Raw genomic sequence first — 18,191 nt, 5'->3', positions numbered from 1 at the left:
TCTTCATCGGCATGGTCCGGGCCTTTCCCATCTGCTCACGCGAAGCAAGACCTGGGAAGCTTCAGCTTGAAGTGGAAAGAGATTCTGATAATGCCACCCCTAACAAGAATGGAATCTCAAGAAAATCACAGCAAGAACAATTGCTGGCAAGCCAATCCGCCAAATTACTCAGCCACGTCCGCCAAATAACTCAACAACACTAACGCGCCGCGCTTGAACAAGGGATCGTTGCCATTTCCGCACTTGGGCGATTGCACACACGACGGGCATCCGGACTCGCATTCACACGCGGCCACTGCATCACGTGTGGCGCGAATCCATGAGGAGAACTTCCGAAAGCCCTGTTCTGCAAAGCCTGCCCCGCCTGTGTAGCCGTCATACACAAACACTGTGGGCAATCCCGTGTCCGCATGCAACACAGTGGATACTCCGCCAATGTCCCAGCGATCGCACGTGGCCATGAGGGGCAGCAAACCGATCGCTGCGTGCTCTGCGGCATGCAACGTTCCCGGCCATACGGGCTCGGGCAATCCAAGATCCTCAAGCACACACGGATCTATCGTGTAAGCCACCGCACGTGTACGCAGGGATTCCGGCGGCACATCCAGTGGTACTACATCTAGTACCTCTCCATCGGGTAGTCGCTTTCGATAGCTCGTGACCTGATGGGATACCTCCACATCCACATCCGCCAACCACACGCCCTCGTCCAGCTTGATCGTTGACCGTGTGGTGAGCACACGAATATCCGTTTCCTTATTCACGCTGGTGGAGTACTCCGGCATGGACTCTTTGACCCATGCCACATTCTCCTGCAGGTCTAGCTGCTCCACCACATACGTTTCTGCCTGATGCACGTACACAGCGCCGGTGTGTACATCACTGATCGCACGGGTGCTATCCACCGTCCCCAACAATCGCCCCGTGGAACTATCGACGATGGCCACCTGCTTCGCCGCCCCACCGCGAATGCTCACGGAACCATGGATGCTCTTCGCGGCCTCCAGGTCCGCGAAAATGCCCCGCGGCCGCCGGCGGAGCTGTCCTTTTCGCAAGAGAAACTCGGCCACTCGAGTAGCACCCCAGGCCTCGATCTCCTCCCATGCTAAAGGCTTTTCCGCCGCGGCACACACCAGATGGTCCGCCAACACATAAGGGTTCGACGGATCAAACACCGTATTCTCCACGGGCCTATCCAGCAACGCCTCTGGGTGGTGCACGAGGTATGTGTCCATCGGGTCGTCTGCCCCTACCAGCACTACTAAGGCTCCCTGGCCTCTGCGCCCCGCGCGTCCCGCTTGCTGCCGGAAGCTCGCGACTGTCCCAGGAAAACCACTGGTCACCACAACATCCAACCCGCCCACATCTATGCCCAACTCCAGCGCATTGGTGGAGGCCACGCCGAGCAGCTCGCCGTTGTCCAAGCGCCGTTCTAGATCCCGACGATCTTCCGGGGTGTATCCCGCACGGTAGGCCGCCACCCGCACCGCGTCCTGGGATCGGCCCAACGAGGAGAGCTGCTCCGCCGCCCCCATCGCAACATGCTCAGCCCCGCGACGCGAGCGCACGAAGGACAAAGTACGCGCACCCTGCGCGATAATCCTGCCCATGATCTCGGCGGATTCCGTGTTCGCCGCGCGGCGTACCGGTGCGCCATGCTCGCCCTTTTTGTTCGGGAGCAGCCCTGGCTCCCATAGCGCGATCGTGCGTTCACCGGATGGCGCTCCGTCTTCAGTCACAGCGCTGATCGCTGTCCGCCCCGTTAACCTGCGCGCGTGCGCCGCCGGATCCACGCTGGTGGCGCTGGCCAGAATCACTGTGGGTTGCGCGTGAGCCAGCCGCAACAACCGGCGAAGAACCATGGAGACGTGCGCGCCGAACACACCGCGATAGACGTGACACTCATCAATCACAATGAACCGCACGGTCTTCAGCAGGCGGGTCCACGCCTGCGGCCGCCCCACAATGGACGCGTGCAGCATGTCCGGGTTCGTCACGATGATGCGCGCTTGCTCGCGGATCACGCGCCGGCTGTCCTGCGGGGTGTCGCCGTCGTAGGTAGCGACCATGATTCTGCCTAGATCGTCCGCCTCCTGCGCCTCTCCGTTGCCTTTTTTACCGACGCCCACGGCCTCCGTAACATCGTGCGCTCCCCGGCACAGACGCGCAATGCTTGCCCGTTGGTCCTGAGCCAGTGCTTTGGTAGGTGAGATATATAACGCTGTGGCCGTGCTATTTTTCTGCCCCAGGACGGACAAAATCGGCAATTGGTAGGCCAAAGACTTCCCGGAGGACGTGCCTGTGGACACGATCACGTCCTGGCCATGAAACGCGAGATCCGCAGTCTGCGCTTGATGGGACCACGGGCGATCAATCCCGGATTCCTGCAGGTACGCCACCAGATCCGGATGTGCCCACTGTGGCCAATCGACGGGTTGGGATGGGCGCGCCGGTTCGTGGCGAACGTGCGTGAGCGTGGAGTTTTTCATGTGTGCCTGTAGCTCCTGGAGTAGCTCATCGCCAAAGTGGGAAGGCTGACGGGGTGGGCTAGCGGGGCTGAAATCTGGCACCTGGGTCCTTCGTGGTTGAGAGGTTGCGCGGTCAAACGTGGCAAGATGGACAACGTCTCCACCTCCGCAAGGGATTTCGGAGATTCTCCAACAGTTAGGTAAGAACATAATGGCACAAGGAACCGTGAAATGGTTCAATGCAGAAAAGGGCTTCGGCTTCATCGCACCAGACGATGGATCTCATGACGTTTTTGTGCACTACTCCGAGATTCAGGGTGGCGGTTTCCGTTCCCTTGAAGAAGACCAGCGCGTTGAATTTGAAGTCGGCGCTGGCTCCAAGGGCCCCCAGGCTCAGAGCGTGACTGCGCTGTAGTCTCCCGCTCATCGTGTGAGGACACACGAGCAACAGGCCACGCCACCATCCTGGTGGGCGTGGCCTGTTGCTATGTCTCCAGCTACCCCGCGTGTCCCACCACGTGAAATCATAAAAAGAGCAGGTCAGGACACCATGGGAGGGAGGGGTCGAGGGGGGAACGGGGTAACACGATGGTGAGGGAAAATGTATTGCTTAGCATTTTCGGTTATTGTGACGGCCAAGAGTGCGTGTGAAGTGCATGCAATATATAAGGAAGAAAAATCCTTCAGTTCCGCACGGTGAGGAAGAGTGAGCCACCCATATGGTGAAGCGACTAGTAATTGTCGAGTCTGCAACGAAGGCCCGCAAGATTCAGCCTTATTTGGGCGATGACTACATCGTTGAGGCCTCTGTGGGCCACATTCGCGACCTGCCGCGCGGCGCCGCCGACGTGCCCGCCAAGTACAAGAAGGAACCCTGGGCGCGCCTGGGCGTGAACGTGGACAAGGGCTTCGAGGCCCTGTACGTGGTCAGCGCTGACAAAAAGAAGAAGGTCAGCGACCTGAAAGCCAAGCTCAAGCAGGTCGACGAACTCTACCTGGCAACAGACCCCGACCGTGAGGGCGAGGCCATCGCCTGGCACCTGCTGGAGGTGCTCAAGCCGAAGGTTCCCGTCCGCCGCATGGTCTTCCACGAGATCACCAAGAGCGCGATTCTGGAGGCTGCGGAGAATACCCGCGAGCTGGATTATGACCTGGTGGATGCCCAGGAGGCCCGCCGCGTGCTGGACCGTCTGTATGGCTACGAGGTCTCCCCGGTGCTGTGGAAGAAGGTCATGCCGCGCCTGTCTGCGGGACGTGTTCAGTCCGTGGCCACGCGTGTGATCGTGCAGCGTGAGCGGGAGCGCATGGCCTTCGTCTCCGCGAACTACTGGGACCTGTCTGCGGAATTGGCGCTGGGTGCGGACGCGCTCCGCGTCGGCCAGGAGAGTGACCACACGCAGGATCCGCGCTCCTTTGAAGCCAAGCTGGTGAGCGTGGATGGCAAGCGCGTTGCCCAGGGCCGCGATTTCGGTGACGACGGCGCTCTGAAGACGGACGCCGTGGTGCTGAACGAAGCCCGGGCCCATGAGCTGGCGGAGGGCCTGAAGGACCAGCCGATGGCCGTGCTGTCGGTGGAGGAGAAGCCCTACACGCGCCGCCCATACCCACCCTTTATGACCTCCACGCTGCAGCAGGAGGCCGGGCGGAAGCTGCGCTTCACGTCGGAACGCACGATGCGCATCGCCCAGCGCCTGTACGAAAACGGTCACATCACCTATATGCGTACGGACTCCACCACGCTGTCCCAGGCGGGTATCGACGCCGCGCGCGCCCAAGCCAAGGAGCTCTACGGTGCGAAGTTCGTGGCAGATGCGCCACGCCAGTACTCCCGTAAGGTCAAGAACTCCCAGGAGGCGCACGAGGCAATCCGCCCTGCCGGCGAGACTTTCTCCACGCCGGGTCAGCTGTCCTCCCAGCTGGATGCCGAGGAGTTCAAGCTCTATGAGCTGATCTGGCAGCGCACCGTTGCCTCCCAGATGGCCGACGCCCGCGGCACCTCCATGAAGGTGACCATCGGCGGCAACAGCGCCGGTGGGGATGCCTGCGAGTTTTCCGCAACGGGCCGCACCCTGACCTTCCCGGGCTTCTTGAAGGCCTACGTGGAGGTGTCCCAGAATGCTGAGGGCCGGGACGTGGCCGATAACGCGGAAAAGCGTCTGCCCGTCATGGCAGCCGGGGACGACCTGGTGGCGCGCACCATCACTGCGGATGGCCACTCCACGAACCCGCCGGCTCGGTACACGGAGGCCTCACTGGTGCGCCGAATGGAGGAGCTGGGCATCGGCCGCCCCTCCACGTACGCCTCGATCATCCGCACCATCCAGGACCGTGGGTATGTGTTGCCGCGCGGCAATGCGCTGGTGCCATCCTGGACCGCGTTCGCGGTGATTGGCCTGATGGAGCAGAACTTCGGGGCACTGGTGGACTACGACTTCACCTCCGCCATGGAGGACGAACTGGACGCCATCGCCACCGGTGATGAGAATCGCGAGGCCTGGCTGAAGGCGTTCTACTTCGGCGATAAGGACCGCCCGGAGGGCCCGACCGCCGCGATTCCTCGCCAGGGCGGGCTGCAGCAGATCGTGGGGGACCGCCTGGAGAGTATCGACGCCCGCGCGGTCAATTCCCTCCACCTGTTCAACGACGATAACGGTGTGCCGATCGTGGTGCGCGTGGGTCGCTATGGTGCGTACCTGGAGCGGATCATCCCCGCCGCCTCCTCCGAGGAGGGGGCGGAGCCGACCGTGCAGCGCGCGAACCTGCCGGAGTCCATGACGCCGGACGAGCTCACGCTGGAAGAAGCCGAGCGATTGTTCGCCACTCCTCAGGGGGGTCGCGAGTTGGGCGTGAACCCGGCGTCGGGTCGAAAGATCGTGGCGCGCGAGGGGCGCTACGGCCCGTACGTCACTGAAATCCTCGGCGAGGATGAAGAGGCGACGGTCGCCGCGGAGGCGGAAAAGACGTGGGAGGCGGAACGCGACCAGCAGGACGCCGAGCGCGCCGCCGAAGGCAAGAAGCCGCTCAGCCGCGAGACGAAAACCGCGCAGAACCAGAAGGCCAAGCGGGTCAAGGAGATCGTGGAGGAGACGCTGAAGCCAAAAACCGCGTCCCTGTTCCAGACGATGGAACCCGCCACGGTGACGTTGGAAGAGGCACTGAAACTGCTGAGCCTGCCGCGCGAAGTGGGCACGGACCCATCCGACGGCGAGGTCATCACCGCGCAGAACGGCCGCTATGGCCCGTACCTGAAGAAGGGCAACGATTCCCGCTCGCTGGGCAGCGAAGAGGAATTGTTCACCATCACGCTGGATCAGGCGCGCCGCATTTACGCGGAGCCGAAGCGACGCGGCCGTGCTGCCGCCCAGCCGCCACTGAAGCAGCTGGGTGACAATGACGTCTCCGGCAAGCCCATGAGCGTGAAGGACGGCCGCTTCGGCGCCTACGTCACGGATGGAGAGACCAACGCCTCCCTGCGCAAGGGCGATACCCCGGAGACGATGACGGATGCTCGCGCCAACGAGCTGCTGTCCGAGCGACGGGCTAAGGAAGCCGCCGATGAGGCCGCGGGGAAGACCACGAAGTCCTCCCGGAAGGGCACGAAGAAGGCGGCCAAGAAGACGGCGAAGAAGGCAACGAAAAAGGCTGCGAAGAAAACCGCGAAGAAGACCGCGAAGAAGGCTGCCAAGAAAACGGCGAAGAAGTCCGCCACGAAGTCTGGCGCGCCCACGCTGACGAAGCGGACCATCTCGCGCTCGCACTAGCAGCTGGTTAACGCCGCGGCTCGCGTGCAGACCGCCGGCGGCTCGCGGGGCATCTGGTTGCAAAGCTGAGGAAAAGGAAATTTTCTGATTTCCCCACCTCAGCTGCCGGCACATTGCTACCGTCAACCTATGACTGATGTGCCGAACGCGGTGCCAGCCTTCAACGTGGTCACCCTGGCCCCCAACCTGCCAGGACCCATCGCAGCAAAACGCTTTGCCCACCTGGGCGCCCACGTCACCAAAGTGGAAGGCCCAGGGCCCGCTGCTGACCCCATGAAAGCCCAAGCGCCCGCCTACTACAAACACCTCACGGCAGGCCAGAAGGTCGTGGAGCTAAATCTCAAGGACCCCCACGGGATCCAAGGCCTCCACGAGCTTCTGGCAGACGCCCACCTTCTCCTCACCAGCTCCCGCCCCGCCTCCCTCGCCCGCCTCGGGCTCGGCTGGGACGAGCTCCACGAACGCTATCCCCACCTGGTGCAGGTCGCGATCGTGGGACACAGTGGCGAACACGTCAATCAAGCCGGCCACGACCTGACCTACGAAGCCCACGCAGGAACCCTGCCCGTGGGCCCCGACAACACTCCGGTCATGCCGCCGGTTCCCCTCGCCGACCTTGCCGGAGCCGAACGAGCAGTTTCCGAAGGCCTGGCGGGCCTCTGGACCGCCACCAACACAGGAGTGGGGTCCTACCACGAAGTGGGCCTAGCTGACATGGCCGAAGAGTTCTCGGACGTCGCCCGCTGGGGACTGTCCGGACCCGGCACCTTCCTCGGCGGCGCGCTTCCCCAATACAACCTCTACCAGGCCAAAGACGGCCAGTGGGTGGCCGTCGCCGCACTCGAACCCCATTTCCTCGCCGCCTGCGCCGAGGTTATGGACTTTGGCGACGCCCAGCCTTCCATGGACGCAGGCCCCACGTTCGGCCTCCAGCACCGTCACTACCAGCACGCCATCGCGCAGAGGACGGCGGCGGAATGGGACACTGTGGCGTCGGAGAAAAATATCCCCATCGCGGCAGTTCGGCAGCACACGCAGCCCACGAACTAGCCGCGTCACCCCATCAACACATCCCCAACAGCAAGGAGACAACACATGTCCGCACTCGATGACCACCGCAGCCCCTGGATGAACGAGGAACTCGACAGCCTCCGCGAACTGGCGCACGAGTTCTTCGCGCGCGAAGCCGCCCCACACCAGGAACGCTGGATCCAGCAAAAGCATGTTGACCGCGAATTCTGGAACAAAGCCGGCGAAGCAGGCCTGCTGTGCCTGTCCATTCCCGAAGAATACGGTGGAGGCGGCGGCCACTACGGCCACGAAGCCGTGGTGATCGAGGAACAAGCCCGCATCTTCGACACCTGCTGGGGCAACACCATCCACTCGGCCATCACCGCCCCCTACATCGTCCACTACGGCACCGAAGAACAGAAGAAGAAGTTCCTGCCCAAGGCAGCCACCGGCGAGACCGTATTCGCCATCGCCATGACAGAACCCGGCGCCGGATCGGACCTGCAGGGCATCAAGACCACCGCCCGGCTGGACGGCGACGAATACGTCATCAACGGATCCAAGACCTTCATCACCAACGGCGCGCAGGCCGACGTGATCCTGACCGTGGTGCGCACGGGCGACGAAGGCTCCGGAGCCAAGGGCATCTCCCTGATGCTCGTGGAAGCAGATCGCGAAGGATACTCCCGCGGCCGCGTGCTCGACAAGCTGGGACTGCGCGGGCAGGATACTGCGGAGCTGTTCTACGACAACGTCCGCGTACCAAAGGAGAACCTGCTCGGCGGCGAGGAAGGTCAAGGCTTCTACCAGCTGATGCAGCAGCTGGGGCAGGAGCGCCTGGGCATCGCCGTGGGATGCATGGGAGCCATCGAGGCCTCCCTGCGCGAGACCATCGCCTACACCAAGGAACGCACGGCGTTCGGTAGGTCCATCTTCGACTTCCAGAACACCAAGTTTGAGCTGGCCGAGTGCGTGGCCGAGGCCATGGCCGTGCGCACCCTGGTGGACCTGTGTATCTCTGAGCTGATTGCGGGCACCCTGGATCCCGCGCGTGCGTCCATGGCGAAGCTGATTGCTTCGGACAAGCAGGCCGTGATTATCGACCGCTGCCTGCAGCTGCACGGCGGCTACGGCTTCATGAATGAGTACCCCATTGCCCGCGCCTACGCGGATGCGCGCGTGCAGCGCATTTACGGTGGCACGAATGAAATCATGAAGGAGTTGATTGCGCGGTCGCTGTAAGCGGCTGCGTACTCGCTGCGGCTGGCAGCGAGCCCTGCCAGGTCACTCGCTGCGGCTTACTCGCCGTCCCGATCCGCCAGGGTCGGGCGGATCGGGCGGGCCAGCTGGGTCATCTCCCGGCGCCCGCGCAGCTCCACGGACTTCAGCAGGGTCCAGCGCGCCTGCTCCGCCTCGTTCGCCTCCCGAAGAGTGGCTGCGGTGGTGAGGCAGCGACCCGGGGTGTCCTTAGCCAGGTCCGTGATGCGGGCTGCAGTGTTCACCGCGTCGCCGATGACCGTGTACTCAAAGCGGTCCTTCGCGCCAATGTGCCCGGCCACCACGGTGCCCGCGGCCACGCCGATGCCCGCTTCGAACTCCAAGTCCTTCAGCTCCGCCCGCAGCTCACGGGCGGCGGCCATCGCGTGCCCCGCCACGTCGTCGAGGGGGAGTGGCGCGCCGAACATCGCCAAGGCGGCGTCCCCTTCGAACTTATTGATGATTCCTTTGTTGCGGTGCACCACGTCCACCACGCGGTCGAAGAACTCATTCAACGCCTTCACCACGTGCTCTGGTGTGTTCTCCTTCGCATAGCTGGTGGATCCCACAACGTCCACGAATAACACAGCTGCGTGCCGCGTTTCGCCTCCCAGCTCTGGCTTTTCCTCCAGGGCACGCTTAGCCACCTCGGTGCCCACGTAGCGCCCGAAGAGGTCAGAGACGCGCTGGCGTTCGCGCAGCCCGCGCATCATCTCGTTGAAGCCAGCCTGGAGCACGCCGACCTCCGAGGAGTCATAAATCCGCACCACCGTGTCCACGGAGCCGCGGCGCACGTTGTTGATGGCGTATTGGAGCTCCCGGATAGGGTCCGCGATGGACATACCGAACAGGTACGTGCCGAACATGCCGCTGATGAGCGTGGTGCCCGCCAGGGCGATCAACGCCGGGCGCACGTTGGGGCTCCAACCGGGGGCGGCGGAGGCGAAGAATCCGCTGTCATCACCCCATAGGACCAGCAGCATGCCTACCACGGGCACGGCAGTGGTCAACGCCCACGTGAGCATGAGCCGGCGGCCCACCGGCAGGATCTTGGAGTGATCCGGCGCGCCGGCCATGAGGGCCCGGGCAGCCACGGGACGCACCAGGCGCTGCGCCTCCATGTACGTCATCAGCTGCACCATCAGGCCGCCGAGCACACCCGTGATCGCCACGGCGATAGCCCACTGAGTGGTCTGATGCGCGGCCACCACGGTAAACATCGCCACGCCGATGCCCCACAGCACCGCACCAGTCACGGTCTGCAGGGTTGGGATGCGCAGCACCAGGTCCCGCATCATGTTCGGGTCGTAGGCGCTGGGGTTGCGCTGCCAGCGCAGCACCGGCGCAAAGAAAATGAGTGTGGTGATCACCCCGGCCACCAACGCGAACGCGAAATACGCCGCGTAGAGCGTGGCGGTGGTGGTGTTGATGTCCGTCACTAGCTGCGCGCTGGGCAGCGGCATGAGGAAGCGCAGGAACGTGGCCACGCCCATGGCTCCCAGGCCGTTGGTGAACAGAATCGTCAATGCGTACAGGGGCCATGCGGTCTTCATGGACCATTTCAGGTACTGGACGAATTGACTCATGTTCCTAAGCCTAGCTGACGATGTAGGAGACCAAGACTAGACTGTCGAGTGTGACTGACACTGTATTCAACGGCATCACTTCCCCCAGCGTGCGGGAGGTCGTGGAGCGTGCCGTTGCCGACCCGCGGGCGATGACGCATTCGTGGCTGTTCACGGGGCCACCTGGTTCCGGGCGCACTGTCGCAGCGAAGATTTTCGCCACGGCGTTGGTGTGTCCCCAGGGCGGATGCGGCACCTGTGAGCAGTGCCGGAGCGCTCACGCCGGCTCCCACCCGGATATCGTCTGGGTGTGCACCGAGGGGTCGATCATCCCCGTGGCACAGATCCGCGAGGTAGTTCGGCAGGCGGCGACGTTGCCATCGGTGGCACGGCGTCGGGTCATCATTGTGGAGGACGCGGACCGGCTGAACGAGCAGGCGGCGAATGCGTTGCTGAAGTCCGTGGAGGAGCCCAGCGAGCACACGGTGTTCATCCTGTGCGCGCCGTCCACGGATCGGCACGATATTGCCATTACGCTGCGGTCACGCTGCCGCCACGTGTACGTCCCCACCCCGTCGATGGAGGCCGTGAAATCCGTCCTTTTATCCGACGCCCAGCTCACCCTCACAGAGGAACAAGCCCACTGGGCGGCCTCCGTGGCTGGGGGCCATATTGGGCGCGCGCGGCACCTGGTGCGGGAGGAGAAGGCACGGGCGAAACGGGCCGCTGCGCTGAAACTGCCGGGAATGATCTATGAGCCGGCGGGGGCGTACGCGTTCACGGCGGAGCTGGTGAAGCGAGCGGAGGAAGAAGCCGTGAGCTCCTTGGCTGCTGTGGAGGCGCGGGAGGTCGCGTCGCTGGAGGCGTCCCTGGGTGTGGGCACGAAGGGGCGCGGGGCTGCGAAGCTGATGCGTGGGTCGAAGGGGCAGTTCGATGAGCTGGAGCGGGAGCATAAGCGGCGGCGTGCGCGGCAGACGGCGGACTTCTTGGATCTGGCGCTGATTGATGTGGCGGGGTTGTATCGGGACGCGATGATGTTGGCGGTGGGGGCGGTTGTCGGCGCTGACGCTGACGGTGCGGCGCCAGACGGCGGAGCGGACGCTTCCAGCGCTGGCGGTGCTGCACAGGACGGAAGGGTGCAGCCCGTGGGTGGTTTCCAACACCCGGATATGGAAGGCACCTCGAGGGAGCTGGCGCGCCGGAACTCCCCGGAGGCGTTGCTGCACTGTATTGATGCGGTGATGGAATGCCGGGAGACGCTGAACTCCGGCGTGAACGTTCCCGCCGTGGTGGCGCTGAATGCGCTGGCGGGGCGTCTGCGTGAGTGCTGTTCTTTGTAGGTTTCTACCAGGCGTTTCTGTGGCTGTGGGCGTACGTGCCCTGGCTGGTGACGGGTGGTTTTGTACGTAGGGGAGTGTTTCGGCTAGACTATGCTGGCACGCCGCTTTAGCTCAGTCGGCAGAGCGTTTCACTCGTAATGAAAAGGTCGCGAGTTCGATTCTCGCAAGCGGCTCCGTGTGATCAGTCGGGACATAGTTGACACTGTCAGTCGCGACATGGTTGACAGATACCGCTCTAGGGTTGGGACGTTGTTCTTTCCCTGGGGCGGTATTTGTTTTTAGTGCTGGGTGTTCTTGGGGAGTTTGGGTTGGTATTGGCGCTGGGTGTCTATGATGTGTTCGGCGATGAGTTCTCCTGTGGTGGCGTTGGTTGTGGTGGCTGTGTTGCCGGTGATGACGGTTAGTGTTGGGGTTCCTGCGTAGGATCGGCCGATTCCTAGGTAGCGTAGTTTTCCGGCGAAGCGTAGGGTGATGCGGCCTGATGTGTCGACTTTGTCGTGTCGAACTCGGTTGTCTTCGGTTACTAGTGGTTGTGGGCTGGCTTTGGGCAGGGCGTTGTATGCCTGGTGTGGGGTGTTTCGTCCTAGGGCGCGGTGAGGGCGGTCGTTGTTGTACCAGGTGCGGAATTCGTCGAGGAGTGCTTGCAGTTGCGGGAGTGTTTCTGCAGGCGGTCGGGCTTTGAGCCATTTTTTGAGTGTTTGGTGGAAGCGTTCAATTTTTCCTTGGGTTTGTGGGTGAGCTGGTCGACCATTTTTCTGTTTGATGGAGTGGGTTTCGAGGAATTTTTCGAAGCCTGTTTTCCCGCCTCTGGCGCCTGCTAGGCGTGCGGTGAAGATAAGTCCGTTGTCGGTGAGGGTGGATTGGGGAAGTCCGTAGGTGGCTGTGACTTCTTCGATGGCTGTGACGACGGTGGGGCCGTGGACGCGGTAGAAGGCGGTGAGGTAGAGCAGGTAGCGGGAGTGGTCGTCGAGGAAGTCGAGGACTTCGATGGTGCGTCCGTCGCGTAGCCTGACGTAGGTGACGTCGGCTTGCCAGCATTCGTTGGGCAGTGTGGCTGCGAATCGGCGTAGTGAGGCTTTGGGGCGTTTATGGGGTTGGGGTGTGATGAGGTTTCGGGTGGTGAGGATTCGTCTGATGGTTGATTCTGCGGGGCTGCGGAGTCCGCGTTGTTGGAGTACCCAGGCTATGGATTCGGGTCCGTTGTCGGCGCCTTTACTGGTGAGTTCTTTGCGGATGGCGACGATCTCATCAGCGAGGGTGTCTGGGATTTTGGTGGGGGATGTTTTGGGTGCTTTTGATCGGGGTTGGACTGCGTCCGGGCCGCCGTGGTCGTAGCGGTCGAGCAGTGTGTAGATCCATTGGCGTGAGCGTTTGAATTTTTTGGCGGCTTGGCTGACTGTCATGTGTTGTTTGCGGATTGCTGTGACGATTGCCAGGTTGGGGTTGTTGTAGCTCATGGCTCATTATCGGTGAGTTGTGTCAACGATGTCTCGACTGAGCTGTCAACTATCATGCCCGCCGGGTCAGGGGGCCAGGGTGTCAAGTATGTCCTGACTGATCTGTCAACTATCACTGAGAAAACCGCAGGAAGAATGTGTCAACTATGTCCTGACGGACAACATCGCAAGCGGCTCCGTTGAAGGCCACGTCCAAGGACGTGGCCTTCGTGCATGTGGCGCATGCATCTCGGGTGGGTTATGCGGGTTATGGGGTTGTGTCAGCGTGCTTACTGCCGGTTCGGCTGAGAACGTCCCAGCCGGTGATGATGAAGCGTCCTCCGGTGGCGTAGTGCCATCGCTGAAGACCACGGTCGGGAGAACACCTAAAGTCTGTAGCGATCAAACTTGATGTTCTGGTGCTCTACTAACGAGAGGCCACTACCATCCTTTGGTTGTTGGGGCGGCTAGCTTAGGGTACACTTAATTTATGCGACTTCTTTAGGGTATTAGTATCAAGTTCTAAAAGCGTGCACTTTGTATGTGAAAGCATGATGGAGCAGGTATGAGTGTGATTATGGCGGTCGTTGAGAGTGTAAACCAAGGAGTTTCAGAATGATAAAAGATAACACACCGACACAATTTTTTACAAAACTAGCGATTTCTGTAGCCCTGTCGTTTGTTGTCTATTTGTGCCTTCATTTGTTAGGGGTTCAAGACGGAGTTAGTGGTGGCATTTCTGCTTCCGTGGCGGGATTTTTGTTTGTTTTTCTTCTTCACATGCCTCCTCGACGTAGCGCGCCAAACAAATAATAAGTAGCCGTCCCTTGATGTGCATCGATTCCGGCGGCGCTCACTGAGCGATTCTTTGAAAAAATTGCGTCAGTGACGCGGTCCAGTAGTCGCAGGGCGGAAAAGGATGTCTCCGTATAAGGATAATTCCTATTGCAAATGAAACCTTGTTCATAACCTTCACGATGGATTACCCCCAAATTTTGGTGCCTATTCCCACCGCGCGCTCTGTTCTGTAAGCTAACCCTGCCCTAAATTGACGTTTGTCTTGGCCTGGCCTGTTGATGGGTCATGCCTTAGCACACAGGATGGAGTACACACGTATGTCTTTGCGTTTAGTAAGCAGTCCGCGGCGATGGACTGCAGCATTGTGTTCGTTGTTGTTTGCGGTGTCCCTGGCCGCTTGCTCAGGTGGGACGGGTTCGGACCCTGCAAGCAGTGAGGCCATGTCCGGAAGTGACACCAAGGCAGGCTTCCACGTCACGGACGTGGCCGGGCGCGACGTGGCTTTTGAGAAGCGCCCAGAGCGTATCTTGCTGGCAGAAGGCCGCGGACTCTTTGCCACCTCGCTGCTGAATAAGGAAGAGCCGCTGCACAACGTGGTTGCGGTGGGTAATGACTTCCACAGTGCCGCACCGAGCTACGAGGCCAAGTTTGCGGAAGAAAACGCCGGTTACAAGGACCTGCCGCGGGTGGGTCACATCGCCAAGGGTGATGTCACGGTCGAAAACCTGCTGTCCTTCAAGCCGGACGTAGTGGTGATGACCCTCGACCACAAGAAGGCCGCAGAATCCAACGGCTTTTTGGACAAGATGGACCAGGCAGGCCTGAAGTACGTGTTCACGGACTTTAGGCAAAAGCCCCTGGAGAACACTCCGAAGTCCATTGAGGTCTACGGCAAGCTCTTTGACCGCGAGGACAAGGCCGCGGAGTACACGGAGTTTTACACAAAGAAGGTCGAAGAGATTTCCCAGCGTGCGGCGAAGCTCAAGGACAAGCCCACCACCTTCCTGTGGCGTGCTGCTGGCCTGAAGGACTGCTGTGCCACGGTCAAGGAATCCAACCTCGGCGACCTGGTGGTGGCTGCAGGTGGCACCAACCTTGCCGATTCTCTCTTGGACACCGAATCCGGTGACCTCACCCCAGAGAAGGTTGTTGAGCAAAATCCTGAGCACATCATTGCTACCGGTGGATCCTGGGCCAAGGATCCGGATAAGCCAGAGGTCCTGCCACACGTGGAACTCGGTTACGGCGCTTCCCCAGAGACGGCCACTAAGACCCTGAAGGGCCTGCTGGCTACCCCTGGCTTTAACGAGCTGCGCGCACCGAAGGAAGGCGACCTGCACGCGGTCTACCACCAGTTCTATGACTCCCCGTTCAACGTCTTTGCCCTGGAACAATTTGCCGTGTGGCTGCACCCGGAGGAGTTTAAGGACCTGGACCCGGAGGCGGACTTTGCCGCCTTCCACAAGCAGTGGCTGCCATTTGAGCTCTCCGGCACCTTCTTTGCCACCCTGAACGGCTCCCACAGCTAATGCGCAGGCCTGCTCACTGGCCTGCACAAAAGGAGGCAGCAATGACTCAGACGCTTAATCAAGACGCGATTATTGCGCAGTATCGACGAGCCAGTGCCCGCAAGGTGGCCATCATTGTGACGCTGACTCTGGGAGCAGTGGTGGCCTTTGTGGTGGCTACGATCATTGGCCCAGTGGATTTAAGCGTGCGTGATGTCGCTCAGGGCATCTTCCGTCCGGATAGCGTGGATAGCACCACCCGTACGGTGCTGTGGACTTTACGACTACCGGCATCGGCCATGGCGGTACTCATTGGGGCATCGCTGTCACTATCCGGCGCCCACATGCAAACTATTTTGGACAACCCGCTGGCAGAGCCATTTACCCTTGGCATCTCGGCGGCCGCAGCCTTCGGAGGCGCTGCCTCCATCGTGCTGGGGTGGTCCTTAGTGTCGCACCCGCAGTTTAATTTGGCGGCAGTGGCGTGGGCATCGGCCCTGCTGGCTGTGGCCATCGTGGCAGGTGCGGCGGTGTGGAAGTCCGCTAGTGCAGAGTCGATGATCCTGCTGGGCATCGCTCTGGTCTTCCTGTTCCAAGCTATGCTCTCGTTGCTGCAATACCGCGCCACCACCGAGGCACTGCAACAAATTGTGTTTTGGACCATGGGGTCGCTGCAGCGCGCGAACTGGGCGGCCAATGGGATTATTGCGGTATCCCTAGCCCTGGCCATCCCGTTCACGGTGGTCAACGGCTGGAAGCTCACCGCGCTGCGTCTGGGTGATGCTCGCGCCGCGGCACTGGGAGTTAATGTCACCCGCCTGCGAGTATCCACGCTGGTGGTGGCCTCCCTGCTGGCAGCCAGCGCGGTGGCCTTTGCCGGCATCATCGGCTTTGTGGGTCTGGTCGGCCCGCATGTTGCCCGCATGTTGGTGGGTGAGGACCAGCGCTACTTTGCCCCAGCTGCCATGGCTAGTGGCGCCATATTGTTGGCCGGGGCGCACGCGGTGTCTATCAGCATGGTTCCAGGCATTGCGATCCCGATTGGCATTATTACCGCCCTGGTGGGTGTGCCTTTCTTCGTGGGGCTGGTGCTCTTCCGCAAGCGCGGAGCCTGGGGGTAGTCGATGTTAACCATTACAGATCTGCATGTCTCTTATGGTCGACGCCAAGTTCTCCGCGGGATCAGCGCTGGCTGTGGTGAGCCCGGGACGGTCACCGGCCTTGTGGGGCCCAACGCTGCCGGCAAGTCCACCCTGGTTAAAGCGATTGCAGGGGTGTGTCCCATTGCCTCAGGCCAGGCCCAGGTGGAGCTCGACGGCACTGTTTTGAAGGGCCGGGCTCGCCAACGCGCGCTGGGCTATGTGCCCCAGGATGTGCTTTCCAGCGCGAGCCTTACGGTTTTTGAGTCCGTGGTCATTTCTGCCCGCGGTGCCGTCGAGGACCCCTTGACCGCCAGTGCCGAGGCCCTGGAACGGCTGGGCATAGCCGGCCTGGCGCAGCGCAGTGTGCGTGAGCTCTCCGGTGGACAGCGCCAGCTCGTGGCCGTGGCCCAGATGTTGGTGCGACGCCCCCACGTGCTGCTGCTGGATGAGCCCACCTCCGCCCTGGACCTGCGCCACCAGGTTGAGCTGCTGCAGCTCACCCGCCAGGAAGTCCGCAAGCGTGACGCCGTGGCCCTGGTGGTCTTGCACGACCTCAACCTGGCTGCGCGGTACTGCGACCAATTGCTTGTGCTTGCCGATGGCCAGGTGGTTGAGCACGGCACTCCTGCCCAAGTCCTGCGGGCCGACCTGCTAGAACAGGTCTATGGCCTGCGGGCCCGCGTGCTTGATGATGAAGGTACACCCGTGGTGTGCCCCGTCGCCACGGACATGGGCTAGGCGGCCGAGGCTTCGCGCGTCACAGCTCCTTCTGGAACGTCTCGGCGGACTCCTTCAAAGACTCTTCGAGTTTCACCAGGTCCTGCAGCGCCGCCTCGGACCGCGGCGGCGCCACGATCATGACCGAGGAGTCCAACCCCGCCTGAAGCTCCCGGGCCCGGGTGATCTCCGCATCCAGCTTCAATCCCAGGAGAAGGAGCGTGTTCGCGATCACCAGGCCGATGAAGCCGGCAATAAGACCACCCAGCGCTCCATAGGACCCCACGTTATAAAAGTTCTGCCAGTACACCCGCACCAGCAGACCCACTGCGGTGATGGACACCAACGCGAACACAGAACCGCTGGTCAGCCAACGCACGCGCCCGTAACGGACATTGGGTGCGAAGTGGTACAGCAGGGCGATCAAGATAATCGAGGCGCCGAAAATCACAGGCCAGCGCACATACACCCATACCGGCAGGAACGTATCAAGGATGAAGGCGCTGGCGCTTTCAATATGCAATGGCTCGGAGAACCTTCCTAGCAGCGGCTGCAGAATATCTTGACTGAAGAAAAACGCGATGGCGATCATCACCAGTCCGATCACCAGGGCAATGGTCAGTCCCCACATGGTCAGCCACGTCCGGACAATGCTGCGCCCCTCGGCCCGCCCATAGAGGCCATTGGCATTGCGGGAAAACGCGCGCACGTAGGCCGAAGAGGAAAACAGCGCGAAGAGCACGGATACAACCAGCGCAATGAGTGATTGCTGCGTGGATCCGATAATCAAGGAAATGGCGCGGTGGGCATTGTCCTCGAAATTGTCCGGCACGTTGGTGCTGATGAAGTCGTTCGTGATGTCCGTGACCTGCTCCTTATTGTGGGAGAGCACCAGGGTGACGATGGAATAAAACGCCGTCAGGGTGGGCACGGTGGTCAGCAGTGTGAAGAAGCTCAGCGTGGCACCGCGGTCCATCAGACCGTTAAAGAAGGTCTCCACGAATAATCTGCGGGTGATCAGCGGCCAGGCTTTCCATTGAAGCCGACGCTGAGGCTTGCTGACCTGCCGGTAATACTCCTGAGGCGACAGCGTGGCAATGGTGGAGCCGCCCTCGGCCGGCAGGATGAAGGAGCTTACATCGGAATCTTTCGCGGTCATCGCGCTTTAATCTACCTGCTGGAACAGCG

General features: G+C 61.5%; 13 protein-coding genes and 1 tRNA gene. 10 read left to right on the top strand and 4 right to left on the bottom strand.

Annotation, left to right across the window (positions count from 1 at the left end):
• Positions 1-164 precede the first annotated feature (164 nt).
• Positions 165-2,489: a DEAD/DEAH box helicase gene (locus IAU67_RS09290; protein ID WP_187767905.1), complete on the bottom strand. Its 2,325-nt coding sequence runs from the start codon at positions 2,487-2,489 to the stop codon at positions 165-167.
• Between the two features lie 190 nt (positions 2,490-2,679).
• Here IAU67_RS09290 and IAU67_RS09285 point away from each other — a divergent pair, with 190 nt between their 5' ends.
• From IAU67_RS09285 to IAU67_RS09270, 4 genes are all read left to right on the top strand, one after another.
• Positions 2,680-2,883 (top strand): cold-shock protein, encoded by a 204-nt coding sequence (locus IAU67_RS09285; protein ID WP_151842910.1) that lies wholly within the window; start codon positions 2,680-2,682, stop codon positions 2,881-2,883.
• A gap of 304 nt (positions 2,884-3,187) precedes the next feature.
• Positions 3,188-6,229, top strand: coding sequence for a type I DNA topoisomerase (gene topA / locus IAU67_RS09280; RefSeq protein ID WP_151842911.1), 3,042 nt, complete (start codon positions 3,188-3,190; stop codon positions 6,227-6,229).
• 129 nt (positions 6,230-6,358) lie between these two features.
• Positions 6,359-7,279, top strand: coding sequence for a CoA transferase (locus tag IAU67_RS09275; RefSeq protein WP_151842912.1), 921 nt, complete (start codon positions 6,359-6,361; stop codon positions 7,277-7,279).
• A 45-nt stretch (positions 7,280-7,324) separates the two neighbouring features.
• Positions 7,325-8,482, top strand: coding sequence for an acyl-CoA dehydrogenase family protein (locus tag IAU67_RS09270; protein WP_151842913.1), 1,158 nt, complete (start codon positions 7,325-7,327; stop codon positions 8,480-8,482).
• A gap of 56 nt (positions 8,483-8,538) precedes the next feature.
• Here the strand turns inward: IAU67_RS09270 and IAU67_RS09265 are convergent, their stop codons facing one another.
• Positions 8,539-10,083 (bottom strand): adenylate/guanylate cyclase domain-containing protein, encoded by a 1,545-nt coding sequence (locus IAU67_RS09265; RefSeq protein WP_151842914.1) that lies wholly within the window; start codon positions 10,081-10,083, stop codon positions 8,539-8,541.
• A 50-nt stretch (positions 10,084-10,133) separates the two neighbouring features.
• On the opposite strand from IAU67_RS09265, the gene IAU67_RS09260 reads away from it, so the two are divergent.
• Positions 10,134-11,402: a DNA polymerase III subunit delta' gene (locus tag IAU67_RS09260; RefSeq protein WP_151842915.1), complete on the top strand. Its 1,269-nt coding sequence runs from the start codon at positions 10,134-10,136 to the stop codon at positions 11,400-11,402.
• A gap of 100 nt (positions 11,403-11,502) precedes the next feature.
• Positions 11,503-11,575, top strand: a tRNA-Thr gene (locus IAU67_RS09255).
• Positions 11,576-11,680: 105 nt separating this feature from the next.
• Here IAU67_RS09255 and IAU67_RS09250 read toward each other — a convergent pair.
• Positions 11,681-12,859 (bottom strand): IS481 family transposase, encoded by a 1,179-nt coding sequence (locus IAU67_RS09250; RefSeq protein ID WP_151843304.1) that lies wholly within the window; start codon positions 12,857-12,859, stop codon positions 11,681-11,683.
• Positions 12,860-13,453: 594 nt separating this feature from the next.
• Here IAU67_RS09250 and IAU67_RS09245 point away from each other — a divergent pair.
• From IAU67_RS09245 to IAU67_RS09230, 4 genes are all read left to right on the top strand, one after another.
• Positions 13,454-13,651, top strand: a complete 198-nt coding sequence (locus tag IAU67_RS09245) for a hypothetical protein (protein ID WP_151842354.1) — start codon at positions 13,454-13,456, stop codon at positions 13,649-13,651.
• Between the two features lie 425 nt (positions 13,652-14,076).
• Positions 14,077-15,165 carry an ABC transporter substrate-binding protein gene (locus IAU67_RS09240; protein ID WP_151842353.1) on the top strand — a complete coding sequence of 363 codons (1,089 nt, stop codon included), beginning with the start codon at positions 14,077-14,079 and terminating at the stop codon, positions 15,163-15,165.
• 41 nt (positions 15,166-15,206) lie between these two features.
• On the top strand, positions 15,207-16,265 hold the full coding sequence (locus IAU67_RS09235; RefSeq protein ID WP_187767904.1) for a FecCD family ABC transporter permease: 1,059 nt from the start codon (positions 15,207-15,209) through the stop codon (positions 16,263-16,265).
• A gap of 3 nt (positions 16,266-16,268) precedes the next feature.
• Positions 16,269-17,024, top strand: a complete 756-nt coding sequence (locus IAU67_RS09230; protein ID WP_151842351.1) for an ABC transporter ATP-binding protein — start codon at positions 16,269-16,271, stop codon at positions 17,022-17,024.
• Positions 17,025-17,043: 19 nt separating this feature from the next.
• Here the strand turns inward: IAU67_RS09230 and IAU67_RS09225 are convergent, their stop codons facing one another.
• Complete coding sequence (locus IAU67_RS09225; RefSeq protein WP_151842350.1) at positions 17,044-18,162, bottom strand: YihY/virulence factor BrkB family protein; 1,119 nt, start codon at positions 18,160-18,162, stop codon at positions 17,044-17,046.
• Positions 18,163-18,191 lie beyond the last annotated feature (29 nt).

The sequence above is a fragment of the Corynebacterium zhongnanshanii genome (assembly GCF_014490575.1).
In the GTDB taxonomy this organism is placed as follows: Bacteria; Actinomycetota; Actinomycetes; order Mycobacteriales; family Mycobacteriaceae; genus Corynebacterium; species Corynebacterium zhongnanshanii.
This window is presented reverse-complemented; position numbering and strand designations above follow the sequence as displayed.